The sequence below is a fragment of the Rhodococcus sp. P1Y genome, from assembly GCF_003641205.1.
Classification (GTDB): Bacteria; Actinomycetota; Actinomycetes; order Mycobacteriales; family Mycobacteriaceae; genus Rhodococcoides.
In genome coordinates this window covers 3905122-3920132 of sequence record NZ_CP032762.1, presented here as the reverse complement: position 1 = coordinate 3920132, position 15011 = coordinate 3905122, and the positions used below count along the sequence as shown (strand labels likewise).

The window sequence follows — 15011 nt, the reverse complement described above, 5'->3', positions numbered from 1 at the left end:
TGTTTCACAGAGTTACGGCGGCCATAGCGGAGGGGAAACGCCCGGTCCCATTCCGAACCCGGAAGCTAAGCCCTCCAGCGCCGATGGTACTGCACTCGACAGGGTGTGGGAGAGTAGGACACCGCCGAACACATTTTATCGTCGAGCCCCTGAACCCACCGTGGTTCAGGGGCTCGACGCATATCCAGACCAATCAGGACACCCACCCGCACCCACGGATCCACCCCCCGAATGTGCGCTTAATACCCTCCCCAACGCACATTACGAGGGTAAATCCACCCACATACGCCGCCCACAACGGATCTACTCCCGCGATGTACGCCCACACCCCTCGACACCACACATATCGAGGGTAAATCCGGCACAGGCGGCCACACCCGCGGATCGATCAGACAATCGCGCGTCGATCAACCGGCAATCCGGATCGCACCGGACCAATAGGGTGCTCAACGGTCACTGTGGCAGGACACCGATCCGCCGTCACACATCACCCGCGTGGCAGCCAATTCGTCATTGCACGGCAAGTCTTCAGTTGCGTGACCCACAACTAGGCCGCTCTTTTTTCAGTTTTCACCACCATCTCTGTTTGGATGACAGTGTCGGTTGACCGACATATTGCTTCAACTCTTTATCGAAAGGACCCGTTGTGCCGGAAGACAGCAACGACCGCCGCTCCTTCCGTGGTGACGGAAATCCGCGCTCGAACGATCCGCGAGGTAGGACGGGTGGCGCCGGCCGCTCCGGGAACCCGCGTCGCACCGAAGGCGGTGCCGGTCGATCGGACGGTCCACCTCGTCGCCGCGGCGGGGAAGGTGGGTTCTCCGGTGACAGGCGTTCGAGCGGACCGTCCGATCGTCGTCCCCCTCGTCCGGATGAGCCCGACCTGCCTGATGAGGTCGAAGCCGGGCAGCTGGAGCCCGCCATTCGTCGCGACCTGCTGAGCCTGGACAAGAACAACGCGACCGCAGTGGCCAGACATCTCATCATGGCGAGTCGTTTGCTCGAGGACGATCCGCAGCTGGCCCTTCAACACGCACGCGCGGCGCGGCAGCGAGCAGGCCGGATCGCCGTCGTCCGAGAGACAGCAGGAATCACTGCGTACCACGCGGGAGAGTGGGCGGAGGCTCTGTCCGAGCTTCGCGCTGCTCGGCGCATGGCAGGTGGCCCGGGCCACCTGGCAGTCATGGCCGACTGCGAACGTGGTCTCGGCCGACCGGAGCGCGCCATCGAACTCGGTCGAAGCGATGAAGCTCGCGAACTGACAGGCGACGAGGCGTCGGAATTGCGCATTGTCGTCGCCGGCGCACGGATGGACCTGAGTCAGTACGACCAAGCGGTCGTCACATTGCAGACTCCGGATCTCGACCCTTCTCGGAGCGGCACGGCGGCAGCACGACTGTTCTACGTGTATGCGGATGCTTTGGTCGCAGCGGGTCGCGTCGAAGAAGGCGTGACGTGGTTCCTCAACGCTGCGGCTGCCGATGTCGACGGTGAGACGGACGCCGAAGAACGCGTCGAGGAGCTGTCCGGGCAGTGAACCGACAGTCGACGCTTCGTTCTGAGCACGACGTCTTGCTTCTCGACCTCGACGGCACCGTCTATCAGGGCAAAGATCCGATTGCGGGCGCTGTCGAGGCTTTGAGCAGCGGAACGGAGAAGCAGTTCTTCGTCACCAACAACGCCAGTCGGTCTCCCTCCGACGTCGCTGTACATCTCCAGGAACTAGGTTTCGAGACCTCGGACGATTTCGTGGTCACGAGCGCTCAAGTTGCGGCTCGAATGCTGGCCGCGCGCGTTCCCGCCGGTTCGTCCGTCGTCGTCGTCGGCACCGAAGCGCTTTCGGACGAGATCTCGCTCGTCGGATTGAGGCCGGTACGTAGTGCAGACGGTGACCCCGCAGCCGTGGCTCAGGGACACAACGTGGCTACCGACTGGGGAATCCTTGCCGAAGCCACCTTCGCGATCAGGAAGGGCGCTGTCTGGGTTGCAACCAACACAGACGCGACGTTGCCGACGGAACGAGGCCTGGCACCGGGTAACGGATCGATGGTTGCGGCGGTTCGAACCGCAACAGGAGTCGAGCCGCTGGTGGCGGGCAAACCCGCAGCGCCGATCATGCAGGAAGCCATCCGTCTGAGCGGCGCGTCCAGTCCTCTCGTCGTCGGAGACAGGCTCGATACCGACATTGCAGGCGCCAACGCCACCGATATCCCGTCGCTTCTCGTTCTGACCGGGGTCAGCAGTGCGCTCGACGCGGTCCGGGCAATTCCAGCCGAGAGACCCACTCACATCGGCTTCGACCTCGAGGTTCTCAATAGTGCGGCCGGCATGTCTCGTGTCGAAGCCAAAGACGGTTGGTCTGTAGAAGTGGTCGACGGTGTACTGAGCATCGAGCACGATGGCTCCGGTCCCGTCGACATGCTCGATGGTCTCCTTTCCGCGGCCGCAGCGGCGTGGTCCGAGGTAACCGAGTGGACGACGGTGCAGGTCTCGGGTGTAGGGACCGAGGCGCTGGGCGAACTGCTCTCACCCTGAGACATAGCGCCGGGCACTCGGGCGGACGTCGTACGTATCCGATAGCGTTAGCGACGATGAGCACGTCGATTCCACTCCCGGGACAGCACCGTCCGCACGAAGCAGCGACCCCTGCGGTCGATCCGAGCGCGGTCGAAGCAGAAGTCGATCGGTTGTTGGATCGGCTGCCCGGGGACGGTGACGCGCCGATGGACCTGACCGTGCAAGCACAGATCCTCGAACGCGCACACGACGTCCTCGTTCAAGCTCTGTCGTCTGTGGACAAGAGCTGACATGGCACGACGCGCACGCGTCGACGCCGAGCTCGTACGTCGAGGATTGGCGCGGTCACGCGAACATGCCGTGGAGTTGATCGACGCCGGTCGCGTCAAGATTGCAGGCACCGTAGCGACCAAACCCGCGACGGCAGTCGAAGCCGGAACGCCCCTCCTGGTGTCGGAATCCGACAACGAAGTCCAGTGGGCCTCTCGGGGTGCACACAAATTACTGGGTGCACTCGATGTATTCGAACGCGGCGGACTCTCGGTGGCCGGAAAGCGCTGCCTCGACGCTGGTGCCTCCACCGGCGGATTCACGGATGTACTGCTGAGCAAGGATGCACGCGAGATCGTTGCCGTCGACGTCGGGTATGGGCAGCTCGTCTGGCGTTTGCAGAGCGATGACCGCGTGCGTGTCATCGACCGCACGAACGTGCGATCCATCGATGCCGAGCTCATCGGTGGGCCCGTCGAGGTCATCGTCGCAGATCTGTCCTTCATTTCGCTCAAGCTCGTTCTGCCGGCGTTCGTGGCATGTTCGGCGCCGGGTACGGATCTGGCGTTGATGGTCAAGCCGCAGTTCGAGGTCGGCAAAAATCGTGTGGGATCCGGTGGCGTCGTCCGGGATTCGCAGTTGCGCGCGGAATCCGTGATCGAAGTTGCCTCGGCCGCGGCGGCGCTCGGTATGTCGCTTGTAGATGTGACGGCAAGTCCGCTTCCCGGGCCCTCGGGCAACGTCGAGTACTTTTTGTGGCTACGATCAGGCCCGGATGAGTCTCACTCCGACGCAGTCGAAGGTTCAGCAGATCGGGACGTGACGTCGTTGGTGCAGCGTGCAGTCGAGGAGGGCCCACAGTGACTACGGAGGTGCCGGTGACTATGGAGGCGCCGGTGACCTCTCTGGTGCGTGAGGTGCTGTTGGTCGCTCATCCCGGACGTCGCGACATCGCCGATACAGCGAGGCGTGTTGCAAAAGTGTTAGGCGAAGCAGGAATCCGGCTGCGCGTTCTGCTAGACGAGGTCGATCGCACGCGGGTCGAAGCTCCAGGCGAAGACAATTTCGAGCTGAGCGTCATCGAATTCGGTCCCGACGCGGCGCGCGGATGCGAGCTCGTTCTTGTGCTCGGCGGCGATGGCACCTTTCTTCGTGCGGCCGAACTGGCTCAGGCGGCCGACATTCCGGTGCTCGGAATCAACCTCGGTCGGATCGGATTCCTTGCCGAGGCCGAGGTCGACAATCTGGAGGAAGCACTCGCGCGCGTCGTCAGTCGCGACTACCGGATCGAAAACCGCATGACGCTCGACATCGCTGTGCGGGTCGGCGATCAGGTGGTCGAGCGTGGGTGGGCGCTCAACGAGGCGAGCATCGAGAACGGTTCGCGGCTGGGCGTGCTAGAAGTCGTGCTCGAAGTGGACGACCGTCCGGTGTCCGCGTTCGGATGCGACGGGGTACTCGTGGCTACTCCGACTGGATCCACCGCATACGCATTCTCGGCGGGCGGTCCGGTCGTGTGGCCGGAACTCGAAGCGATCCTGGTGATTCCGAGCAATGCGCACGCATTGTTCGCGCGGCCGCTGGTGACCAGTCCCGAATCCTTGATCGCGGTCGAAACAGACGCAGGCGGGCACGACGCGCTGGTGTTCTGCGACGGTAGGCGCACTATGAAGCTGCCTGCAGGGGGACGCGTCGAGGTAATCCGCGGTGCGGCACCGATCAAATGGGTGCGTCTCGATTCGGCGCCGTTCGCCGATCGAATGGTGACCAAGTTCGCGCTACCTACATCCGGATGGCGGGGGAGAGCGAGGTAAGCATGCTCGAAGAGATTCGAATCGACAGCCTCGGAGTAATTTCATCGGCCAGTGCCCAGTTCCACGAAGGGCTCACCGTGTTGACCGGCGAAACCGGTGCGGGCAAGACGATGGTGGTCACGAGCCTCCATCTGCTTTCGGGCGCCAGAGCCGACGCCGGGAGAGTGCGGCTCGGTGCGGACAGGGCTGTCGTCGAAGGTCGTTTCAGTACGGATACTGCGTCGTCCCAGGTTGTCGACGAGGTCGAGAAGGTCCTGGAATCGGCGGGCGCGCAGCGCGACGAGGACGACTCGATCATCGCGTTGCGAACCGTCAACGCGGACGGTCGATCTCGTGCGCACCTCGGGGGCCGAAGTGTTCCTGCAGCTGTTCTGTCCGGATTCACCGATTCGTTGCTCACCGTCCACGGGCAGAACGACCAGCTGAGATTGCTCCGGGCTGATCGCCAGCTCGATGCGCTGGACCGGTTCGCAGGCGACGCGGTGTCGGCGCCGCTGAAAAAGTATCGCGCGGCGAGAACGCAATGGTTGTCGGCCAGGAACGAGCTCATCGACCGCACCGAGCGCACCAGAGAACTCGCGCAGGAGGCGGACCGTTTGCAGTTCGGTCTGCAAGAGATCGACGCGATTGCGCCAGAGCCGGGTGAGGACGTCGCGATCGCCTCCGACGTGCGTCGTCTCGGCGATCTCGATTCGCTGCGTGAATCTGCAGAAGGCGCGGGGGCGGCCCTCGTCGGAGCGGCAGACGACACCGGTGAAGGATTGTCGGCGCTGCACATGCTCGGAGAAGCTCGTACCCGGCTCGAAAGTGCGGACGACAAGGTTCTGACGGATCTGTTGCCACGGCTCAACGAAGCAATGACAGTGGTCACCGACGTCGGTGCCGACATCACGTCGTATCTTGCGGATCTGCCGTCGGACCCATCGGCGCTCGACAAGATGCTCAATCGTCAGTCGGAGTTGAAGGGCCTCACTCGCAAGTACGCAGCGGACGTCGACGGTGTCATCGCCTGGGCCGACGACGCACGGGATCGACTGTCCAAGATCGACGTGTCTGCCGATGCTTTGGCCGAACTGTCGGCCCGCGTCGACGAGACATCGGCTGAGGTTGCCTCGGCGGCTGTCAAGCTCACTGCTGCGCGTAGCAAGGCAGCGGCCAAGTTGGCCAAGGCAGTCAGCGCCGAGCTCGCGGGGCTCGCGATGGGCAAGGCGAAGTTGCAGCTCGATCTCCGCACGGTTGCGGCGAGTCCGCAGGACTCCGCGCCGCTGTCGGTCGACGGCGCCGACCTCCACGCGGGTCAGAACGGTGTGGACGAGGTCGAGTTCAAACTGTCTGCGCACGATGGCGCCCAGGCGCTACCGATCAGCAAGAGCGCGTCCGGCGGTGAACTGTCCCGGGTGATGTTGGCGTTGGAGGTGGTTCTCGCCGGTTCGGACAAGGGCGCGACGATGGTGTTCGACGAGGTCGACGCCGGCGTCGGCGGCCGTGCAGCCGTCGAGGTCGGGCGGCGTCTGGCGAGGCTCGCCAGGACACACCAGGTCATCGTCGTCACCCACCTCCCTCAGGTCGCTGCGTTCGCCGACACGCACCTCGTCGTCGACAAGGCCGATGCCAAGAAGGGCGCGGCCGACAGTGGCGTCAAGTCGCTGTCATCGTCGGAGAGAGTCGTAGAGCTGGCCCGCATGTTGGCGGGGCTGGACGACACCGAAACCGGACGTGCACACGCCGAAGAATTGCTGGCGACAGCCCGCGCAGACCGCGAGAACTGAGCGCCCGCGCACTCGAGACTGGTGGGACTCGAGTGCACAGTGTGGTAGTTGTTTCGGCGCGCCTCCACCGTCGGGCGTGTCGTCGGCGTCATCATGGGTGCCATGAAGATGCCGGCTCTGTTATCACGTAGTCAGGATTCGCTACCCGGAATCAGTGGTATCGCCCGGGTCGATCGCAATACCGCCAAGCTGCTCAAACGGGTGGGCCCAGGTGACATCGTCGTGCTCGACGAACTGGACCTGGACCGACTGACGGCTGACGCACTCGTCGCAGCGGGTGTCCTCGCGGTAGTCAATGCCTCCCCGTCGATTTCGGGCAGATACCCGAACCTCGGCCCCGAGGTAATCGTCGCCAACGGGATCATGCTGATCGACTCTGCAGGCACCGACGTCTTCAAGAAGATCAAGGACGGCACCAAGATCCGCCTGAACGAAGGCGGCGTCTACACGGGTGACCGACGCCTGGCCAAAGGCGAGGAGCAGAGCGAAGCCGAGATCTCGGACAAGATGATCGAGGCGAAAACCGGCCTCGTCGATCACCTCGAGGCCTTCTCCGGCAACACGATCGAGTTCATCCGAACCGAGAGTCCGCTGCTGATCGACGGCGTCGGCGTTCCGGACATCGACATCGTCCTGCAGGACCGACATGTCGTGGTCGTTGCCGACGGACCAGGCCACGCAGAGGATCTGAAAAGTCTCAAGCCGTTCATCAAGGAGTACCAGCCCATCATCATCGGCGTCGGCGCAGGCGCGGACACCGCGATGAAAGCCGGCTACCGGCCTGACCTGATCGTCGGCGATCCCGAGGAGATCACTGCGCAGACGCTCAAATGCGGTGCAGAGGTGGTTCTTCCGGCCGATTCCGACGGCCACGCCAACGGGCTGGAGCGAATCCAGGACCTCGGCATCGGTGCCATGACGTTCCCAGCGACCGGTGCGCCCGCCGATCTCGCGTTACTGCTCGCCGACCACCACGGTGCGTCACTGATCGTCACCGTCGGCAGCCCGGCGAGCCTGGACGAGTTCTTCGATCGCGGTCGACGCAACACCAATCCAGCCGCGTTCATGACACGGTTGAAGGTCGGTGCCAAGCTGGTCGACGCGAAAGCCGTTGCCACGCTGTACCGAAGCCGGGTCTCCGGGGGTGCGATCGCACTGCTGATCCTCGCGGCGCTCGTCGCGATCATCGTGGCGTTGGTCGTGTCCAACATGGGCGGCGACGTTCTCGACTGGGCTGTCAATCTGTGGAATCAGTTCGCGACGTGGGTTCAGGGGTTGCTCGCGTGATTTCGATGCGCCAACATGCCATTTCGATCGCTGCGATCTTCGTGGCCCTGGCGATCGGAGTGGTTCTCGGGTCGGGACTACTGTCCAGCGGACTCGTATCGGGGTTACGTGACGACAAGACAGATCTGGAGAACGAGGTCGGCGCGCTTCAAGACTCCAACAATCAGCTCGGCGAACAGCTCAACTCGGCGGACGGTTTCGATTCCGCTGTTTCCGCACGTGTGGTGCGCGACGCGCTGCTGGACAGAAGCGTCGTGGTCATCACCACTCCCGACGCAGATCCCGGCGATGTCGACGGCGTCACCAGGTCTATCGAAGCATCGGGAGCGGCGGTGACCGGAAGGGTGTCGCTCACCGATTTGTTCGTCTCGGCCGCAAGCGGCGACGATCTTCGTACCCGGCTGACCAACGTCGTACCGGCGGGAGTTCAGTTGCGCACCGGAGCGGTCGACCAAGGCTCGCTGGCCGGAGACCTGTTGGGATCGGTGCTTCTGCTCAACGCACAGACCGCCGAACCGCAGTCCACTCCGGAAGAGTTGTCGCTGGCCCTCGAAACGCTGCGCAGCGGCGGATTCATCGCCTACGACAACGGTGCGGTAGCCCCGGCCCAGCTTGCTGTTGTCGTTACCGGGGGGAACTCCGAGGACGGAGACGGCAACCGCGGTGCCATCGTTGCCCGTTTTGCAGGCGGCCTCGATGCCAGAGGTGCGGGCACCGTACTGGCAGGCCGTACGGGAGCGGCGAACGGCAACGGACCCGTCGCCGTCGTTCGCGCCGATTCAGCGCTGTCCACGGGAGTCAGCACCGTCGACAACGTCGATCGCGAAGCCGGTCGAATCACCACCACCCTCGCGCTTCAAGAGCAGCTCGACGGCGGTGCGGGTCGCTACGGAACCGGACCCAATTCGACGGCAGTCACCGTCGGGGCACCGGCGCGGTAACGTCCACACGGTGATTCGTCGCACCGATTTGGCGCGTCGTTCGCGGTAGTGGGGCGATTGGTGTTACCGTGAAGTCCCGTGGGTAGCAGGCCCATTATCGATGGAGTACCTCTCTTGCCAGCTCTCTGGTAGGAGCAAGCCCTGCAGATTGGTCACGGGAGCATTCATTGTCACGCCTTCAGTCGCGATCTGACACCAAGCACATCTTCGTCAGCGGAGGCGTCGCCTCGTCGCTCGGTAAAGGCCTCACGGCGTCGAGCCTCGGCCAGCTGCTGACCGCACGTGGTCTCCGCGTTACCATGCAGAAGCTCGATCCGTATCTGAACGTCGATCCGGGCACCATGAATCCGTTCCAGCACGGCGAGGTCTTCGTGACCGAGGACGGCGCCGAGACCGATCTCGATGTCGGGCACTACGAACGCTTCCTCGATCGCGACCTGTCGGGCTTCGCAAACGTCACGACGGGGCAGGTCTACTCGACGGTCATCGCGAAGGAACGACGCGGCGAGTACCTCGGCGACACCGTTCAGGTCATTCCGCACATCACGGACGAGATCAAGAGCCGCATTCTCGCGATGAACGGCCCGGATCTTCAGGGACATCAGCCCGACGTCGTGATCACCGAAATCGGAGGAACCGTCGGCGACATCGAGTCGCAGCCGTTCCTCGAAGCTGCCCGCCAGGTGCGCCACGATGTGGGCCGCGAAAACGTCTTCTTCCTGCACGTATCGCTCGTACCGTTCCTCGCGCCGTCCGGTGAGCTCAAGACCAAGCCGACGCAGCACTCCGTAGCGCAGCTGCGCAGCATCGGTATTCAGCCCGACGCTCTCATCCTTCGTTGCGACCGCGACGTGCCGCCCGGACTGAAGAACAAGATTGCGCTCATGTGCGATGTCGATGTCGACGGCTGCATCTCCACTCCCGACGCCCCGTCGATCTACGACATCCCCAAGGTCCTCCACAGAGAAGGCCTCGACGCCTATGTGGTTCGCCAGCTCGGACTTCCGTTCCGCGACGTGGACTGGACGGTGTGGGGCGGTTTGCTCGAGCGCGTCCACGAGCCGCGTGAAACGGTCCGAGTCGCGCTCGTCGGTAAGTACGTCGACCTTCCCGACGCCTATCTCTCGGTCACCGAGGCACTTCGCGCCGGTGGATTCGCGCACCGCGCCAAGGTCGAGATCAAGTGGGTGCCGTCCGACGAATGTGCAACGCCCGCAGGTGCACAGGCCGCGCTCGGTGATGTCGATGCTGTTCTGATTCCCGGAGGATTCGGTATCCGCGGTATCGAAGGCAAGCTCGGCGCCATCGAATTCTCGCGAACCCGTAAGGTTCCGCTGCTCGGCCTGTGCCTCGGCCTGCAGTGCATGGTCATCGAAGCGGCGCGATCGGTCGGCTTGACCGACGCCAACTCTGCTGAGTTCGAACCCGATACGAAGTACGCCGTCATCTCCACGATGGCCGATCAGGAAGACGCTGTTGCCGGCGAAGCCGATCTGGGCGGCACGATGCGTCTCGGTGCCTACCCGGCGAAGCTGGACAAGGGCTCGGTCGTCGCCGGTGCCTACGGATCCACCGAGGTGTCCGAGCGTCACCGTCACCGCTACGAGGTCAACAACACCTACCGTGAGCGGATCTCCAAGAGCGGCCTGGTCTTCAGCGGTACCTCACCCGACGGTCACCTCGTCGAGTTCGTCGAGCTACCCAGCTCGGTGCATCCGTTCTTCGTCGGCACGCAGGCTCACCCCGAGCTCAAGAGCCGTCCGACTCGTCCGCATCCGCTGTTCGCAGCCCTGATCAACGCGGCCCTGAAGTACAAGGCAGCGGAACGTCTTCCGGTCGACGTCCACGGTGAGGAAAAGACGACGGACTCGGAGTTTCCTGTCTCCGGGGCCACCGCAGAAAGCGTCGGATGACAGAGCACGAACCGCGCTTCGATTTCAGGACGGTCGGGTCCAAGACCGTCTACGAGGGTGCCATTCTGGCCCTTCGGCTCGATCAGGTCGAGATGCCGGGCGGCCGGGTTGCCGAGCGTGAGGTCGTCGAGCATCACGGCGCGGTGGCGATCGTTGCGCTCGACGCGTCGGATCGTATTGCTTTGATCGAGCAGTATCGCCATCCGATCGGTCGTCGCCTCTGGGAGTTGCCCGCCGGTTTGCTCGACGAGATCGACGAGCCTCCGGTGGACGCCGCCAAGCGAGAACTCGCCGAGGAGACCGGACTTGCTGCGGACACCTGGTCCGTACTCGTGGACGTCACCGCTTCGCCTGGTTTCACCGACGAGTGCGTGCGAATATTCCTGGCCGAGAACCTGTCTCAGGTGGACCGTCCGGAACCGAAAGACGAGGAAGCCGACATCGTCCTCGAGTTCGTTCCGCTCGACGAGGCCATCGCACGTGCACTGTCGGGCGAGTTCGTCAACGCCTCGGCTGTGTCGGGGATTCTGGCGTTGGCGGCATCCCGAGCCGGCTCGGTCGCACTACGCCCCGCCGACGCTCCGTGGCCGGATCTGCCGACTACCTTCGAGCGTCGGAAGAAGTCGCACGGGTAGAGAGGTGCTGGCGGAGCAGATCGGGACGTACCTCGACTACCTCGAGGTCGAGCGAGGTGCTGCCAAGAACACCTTGTCCTCGTACCGCCGAGATCTGCGGCGGTACGAGGCGTTCCTGACCGGCTACCGAATCGGCGATCTCGCGAAAGTGACGGAGAACGACGTCAGCGAGTTCGTCCTCGATCTTCGACGCGGTAGCGAAGACTTCCCGCCGCTCGCACCTAGTTCGGCCGCCAGAACGCTCATCGCTGTGCGCGGCCTGCACAAGTTCGCGACCCTGGAGGGCATCACGCGAGCGGACGTGGCCAGTGGGGTCAAACCTCCCACGCCGAGCCGTCGACTTCCCAAGTCGTTACCGCTCGATCAAGTCATCGCGATTCTGGACTCGGCGTCCACCGAAGGTGACGATGCGCCACGCGGGTTGCGAGACAAAGCTCTGCTGGAACTGCTCTACTCGACGGGCGCCCGCATTTCCGAAGCAGTCGGCCTCGACGTGGACGACATCGACGTCGAAACCCGGTCGGTGCTGTTGCGCGGTAAGGGCGACAAGCAACGACTCGTCCCTGTTGGTCGGCCCGCCATCGATGCGGTCGACGCCTACCTGGTCCGTGGACGCCCAGCTTTGGCCACGAAGGCGACGCCTGCGTTGTTCCTGAACGCGCGCGGCGGTCGCTTGTCGAGGCAGAGTGCATGGCAGGTTCTGCATTCGGCGGCCGAACGGGCGGGGATCACGACACCGGTGTCGCCGCACACGCTGCGGCACTCCTTTGCCACACATCTGCTCGATGGGGGAGCCGACGTGCGCGTCGTGCAGGAACTTCTCGGTCATGCGTCGGTGACGACCACCCAGATCTACACCCTCGTCACCGTCACCACACTGCGAGAGGTCTGGGCAGAAGCGCATCCGCGGGCCCGCTGAGGATTTCGCGTCCGCCGCAGTGGCATGAATATGTGCCCGCCACGGCATCTATCCATGCCACTGGCCACCTCCGGCAGGTTTTGCGCGTGTCCGACGAAGGTGCCGCCGCGGCACGCGGTAGCGTTGGACAACAGTCGGTTGGAAGCCCGCCGAAGTACGAATGGACAGGGGAGCGAAGGACACGTGTCGACACCGCAGCCGCCAGCGGCGGAGTCAGGCTCAGGTCAGACCTGGGGAGCACCGACTCCATCGAACTCGGCTCCCGTCGACTCGCCCGCCCCCGATCCCACACCTACGGAGCCCCACGCCAGGAGCCTGCGCACCACGAGCCTGCTCCGCATGTGACGCCGGCTCCGAGGACGCCGCCCCACCGGACACGTCCTACCGGTCTTACGAGGCGACACCCGACGGATTGTCCCCAGCACCCGCACAGCGAAGGCGCGTTGTTTCATACCCGCCAGCCCGAAACCAGCCGTGAGACGAGAAACATCATTCCTGCGGCTGACCAGCTAGGTCCCACCGGTCGCAAGACCCGAGAGGTTCCCGAACCTCAGCCGTTGCCAAGTCATGGGCCGGCGAAGATCATCGCGATGTGCAACCAGAAGGGCGGCGTCGGCAAGACGACCTCGACCATCAATCTGGGTGCTTCGCTCGCCGCGTACGGTCGTCGGGTGCTCCTCGTCGACCTCGACCCGCAGGGCGCTCTGTCTGCCGGCCTCGGTGTGGCGCACCACGAGCTGGATCTGACGGTGTACAACCTGCTCGTGGAGTCCAAGGTCTCCGCTGACGATGTCCTGATGCGCACACGCGTCGACAATCTCGACCTGTTGCCGAGCAACATCGACCTCTCCGCCGCCGAGATTCAACTGGTTACCGAGGTCGGACGTGAGCAGACGCTGGGTCGGGTGTTGCACCCGATTCTCGACCGATACGACTACGTGCTCATCGATTGCCAGCCGTCGCTCGGATTGTTGACCGTCAACGCCCTCACGTGCGCGGACGAGGTGCTCATCCCGATGGAGTGCGAGTACTTCAGCCTCCGCGGGTTGGCCTTGCTCAACGACACCGTCGAAAAAGTGCGTGATCGTCTCAACCCTCGACTCAAGTTGGCCGGCATCGTCGTGACGATGTTCGACGCGCGGACTCTGCATTCGCGTGAGGTGATGACGCGGGTGGTCGAGGTGTTCGGCGACGTCGTCTACGACACGGTCATCACTCGGACCGTCCGGTTCCCCGAGACCTCCGTCGCCGGTGAGCCGATCACCACCTGGGCACCCAAATCGTCCGGTGCACAGGCCTATCGGGCTTTGGCCCGAGAGGTGATCTACCGGTCCGGCCCGTAAGTCATGGCCGACACCGCAACCGACGCTATCGAGGTTCCCGGCGACGTCGACCCATCGCGCTTTCGGGTGCGATTGCTCAACTTCGAGGGTCCCTTCGATCTGCTGTTGACGCTCATCAGTCAGCATCGCCTCGATGTCACCGAGGTGGCGCTGCACACCGTCACCGACGATTTCATCGCCTTCACCAAGACGCTCGGCAAGGAGATGGGTCTCGACCAGACCACCGAGTTCCTTGTCGTCGCAGCAACATTGCTCGATCTGAAGGCTGCTCGCTTGCTTCCGTCCGGCGACGTCGAGGATGCCGAGGATCTCGCGTTGCTCGAGGTACGAGATCTCCTGTTCGCGCGTCTGTTGCAGTACCGCGCGTACAAGCAAGTCGCGCAGTTGTTCGGCGAGCTGGAGGCTGCCGCGCTACGCAGGTATCCGCGGTCGGTATCGGTCGAGGACCGATACACCGATCTCATCCCCGAAGTGCTGCTCGGTGTCGACCCAGCACGTTTTGCCGACATCGCCGCCATGGCATTTCGCCCGAAGCCCGTTCCCCGGGTCGGGCTCGATCACATCCACCAGCACTCGGTCTCGGTGCCGGAACAGGCGAAGTGGGTCCTCGAACGCCTCGAACGTAAAGGTGAGGGAGCGTGGACTCCGTTCTCCGAATTGACCGAAGGATGCGAGCACACCGTCGAGATCGTCGCCCGATTCCTTGCGCTGCTCGAGTTGTTCCGCGAGCAGGTCCTCGCGTTCGACCAGCCCGAGCCCCTCGGTGAACTGATGGTGAGCTGGACGGGGAAGGCGAAGTCGGACGAAATACTCGTCGCGGCGGTGGACTATGGATGATCGAGACGAGCAGTTGAACGAAACGCAAACGCCGGAGCCTGAGCCCTTGGCGCCGGAGCCCTTTTCGCCGGAGCCTCTGGAGCCGGAGGCGGTGGGCGCCGGTGAATCCGCCGAGGAGACCGACGAGCTCGACGACGCCACGCTGGAGTCGGCGCTGGAGGCAGTCCTGCTCGTGGTTGATTCGCCCGCATCGAACGAGCAACTGGCGTCCGCCGTCGGGAGCGATGTTCGACGGATCAAGCCGATTCTCGCTCGGATGGCGGCGCAGTTCACCGAGCGTCGCAGTGGGATCGACCTCAGATATGCGGGCGATGGTTGGCGTTTCTACACACGCACCGTGTACGCGCCGTACGTCGAGAGGCTGCTTCTCGACGGTGCTCGGTCGAAACTCACACGTGCGGCATTGGAGACTCTGGCCGTTATCGCATATCGTCAACCGTTGACCCGCGCGCGAGTCAGTGCCGTGCGAGGAGTCAACGTAGACGGAGTGATGCGCACGTTGCTCGCTCGCGGTCTGATTTCGGAAGCTGGAGTGGACCCGGAATCGAACGGCACCATGTACTCCACCACCGAATTGTTCCTCGAACGACTCGGCCTGGCTTCATTGACGGATCTGCCCGAACTGGCGCCGTTGTTGCCGGGTGTGGACCTGATCGACGAGATCAGTGACAGCATGGATACCGACCCGAGAGTTACCCGCTCCACCAAGAACCGCGGATCGAAACCCGATCCGGTAGCCGAGCTCGACTCGGACGACTGATAGGTA

The 15011-nt window shown here is 63.7% G+C and carries 14 protein-coding genes and 1 rRNA gene; all 15 read left to right on the top strand.

Going from position 1 to position 15011, the window contains the following annotated elements:
* Positions 1 to 13 precede the first annotated feature (13 nt).
* The 15 genes from rrf (at position 14) to scpB (ending at position 15005) form a co-directional block, all read left to right on the top strand.
* Positions 14 to 130, top strand: a 5S ribosomal RNA gene (gene rrf / locus D8W71_RS18040).
* Between the two features lie 516 nt (positions 131 to 646).
* Positions 647 to 1537, top strand: a complete 891-nt coding sequence (locus D8W71_RS18035; protein WP_121115308.1) for a hypothetical protein — start codon at positions 647 to 649, stop codon at positions 1535 to 1537.
* A complete protein-coding gene (locus tag D8W71_RS18030; RefSeq protein ID WP_121115306.1) occupies positions 1534 to 2535 on the top strand; it encodes an HAD-IIA family hydrolase in 1002 nt (333 codons plus the stop codon). The genes D8W71_RS18035 and D8W71_RS18030 overlap by 4 nt, the downstream gene beginning before the upstream one ends.
* Positions 2536 to 2591: 56 nt before the next feature.
* Positions 2592 to 2807 carry a hypothetical protein gene (locus tag D8W71_RS18025; RefSeq protein WP_121115304.1) on the top strand — a complete coding sequence of 72 codons (216 nt, stop codon included), beginning with the start codon at positions 2592 to 2594 and terminating at the stop codon, positions 2805 to 2807.
* Position 2808: 1 nt separating this feature from the next.
* On the top strand, positions 2809 to 3651 hold the full coding sequence (locus D8W71_RS18020) for a TlyA family RNA methyltransferase (RefSeq protein WP_121115302.1): 843 nt from the start codon (positions 2809 to 2811) through the stop codon (positions 3649 to 3651).
* Positions 3652 to 3671: 20 nt separating this feature from the next.
* Complete coding sequence (locus D8W71_RS18015; RefSeq protein ID WP_121115300.1) at positions 3672 to 4601, top strand: NAD kinase; 930 nt, start codon at positions 3672 to 3674, stop codon at positions 4599 to 4601.
* A 2-nt stretch (positions 4602 to 4603) separates the two neighbouring features.
* Positions 4604 to 6370, top strand: coding sequence for a DNA repair protein RecN (recN, locus tag D8W71_RS18010; protein ID WP_201265119.1), 1767 nt, complete (start codon positions 4604 to 4606; stop codon positions 6368 to 6370).
* Positions 6371 to 6472: 102 nt separating this feature from the next.
* The gene (gene steA / locus D8W71_RS18005) at positions 6473 to 7657 is read left to right on the top strand and encodes a putative cytokinetic ring protein SteA (RefSeq protein ID WP_121119491.1); all 1185 of its coding nucleotides are present in this window, start codon (positions 6473 to 6475) and stop codon (positions 7655 to 7657) included.
* On the top strand, positions 7654 to 8598 hold the full coding sequence (locus tag D8W71_RS18000) for a copper transporter (RefSeq protein ID WP_153275395.1): 945 nt from the start codon (positions 7654 to 7656) through the stop codon (positions 8596 to 8598). The genes steA and D8W71_RS18000 overlap by 4 nt, the downstream gene beginning before the upstream one ends.
* Positions 8599 to 8765: 167 nt before the next feature.
* Positions 8766 to 10511, top strand: a complete 1746-nt coding sequence (locus D8W71_RS17995) for a CTP synthase (protein ID WP_121115295.1) — start codon at positions 8766 to 8768, stop codon at positions 10509 to 10511.
* Positions 10508 to 11146 (top strand): NUDIX domain-containing protein, encoded by a 639-nt coding sequence (locus tag D8W71_RS17990; RefSeq protein WP_121115293.1) that lies wholly within the window; start codon positions 10508 to 10510, stop codon positions 11144 to 11146. Before D8W71_RS17995 ends, D8W71_RS17990 begins: the two co-directional genes overlap by 4 nt.
* Positions 11147 to 11150: 4 nt before the next feature.
* Positions 11151 to 12065, top strand: coding sequence for a site-specific tyrosine recombinase XerD (xerD, locus tag D8W71_RS17985; RefSeq protein ID WP_121115291.1), 915 nt, complete (start codon positions 11151 to 11153; stop codon positions 12063 to 12065).
* A gap of 443 nt (positions 12066 to 12508) precedes the next feature.
* The gene (locus D8W71_RS17980; protein WP_121115289.1) at positions 12509 to 13408 is read left to right on the top strand and encodes a ParA family protein; all 900 of its coding nucleotides are present in this window, start codon (positions 12509 to 12511) and stop codon (positions 13406 to 13408) included.
* A 3-nt stretch (positions 13409 to 13411) separates the two neighbouring features.
* A complete protein-coding gene (locus tag D8W71_RS17975; protein ID WP_121115287.1) occupies positions 13412 to 14245 on the top strand; it encodes a segregation and condensation protein A in 834 nt (277 codons plus the stop codon).
* Between the two features lie 46 nt (positions 14246 to 14291).
* Positions 14292 to 15005, top strand: coding sequence for an SMC-Scp complex subunit ScpB (gene scpB / locus D8W71_RS17970; protein WP_442972059.1), 714 nt, complete (start codon positions 14292 to 14294; stop codon positions 15003 to 15005).
* Positions 15006 to 15011 lie beyond the last annotated feature (6 nt).

Excerpts from the sequence above, each read along its gene's own strand:
- D8W71_RS18015 (WP_121115300.1), top strand. The coding sequence starts at position 3,672 with ATGGAGGCGCCGGTGACCTCTCTGGTGCGTGAGGTGCTGTTGGTCGCT.
- D8W71_RS18025 (WP_121115304.1), top strand. The coding sequence starts at position 2,592 with ATGAGCACGTCGATTCCACTCCCGGGACAGCACCGTCCGCACGAAGCA.
- D8W71_RS17990 (WP_121115293.1), top strand. The coding sequence starts at position 10,508 with ATGACAGAGCACGAACCGCGCTTCGATTTCAGGACGGTCGGGTCCAAG.
- steA (WP_121119491.1), top strand. The coding sequence starts at position 6,473 with ATGAAGATGCCGGCTCTGTTATCACGTAGTCAGGATTCGCTACCCGGA.
- D8W71_RS17975 (WP_121115287.1), top strand. The coding sequence starts at position 13,412 with ATGGCCGACACCGCAACCGACGCTATCGAGGTTCCCGGCGACGTCGAC.
- recN (WP_201265119.1), top strand. The coding sequence starts at position 4,604 with ATGCTCGAAGAGATTCGAATCGACAGCCTCGGAGTAATTTCATCGGCC.
- D8W71_RS18020 (WP_121115302.1), top strand. The coding sequence starts at position 2,809 with ATGGCACGACGCGCACGCGTCGACGCCGAGCTCGTACGTCGAGGATTG.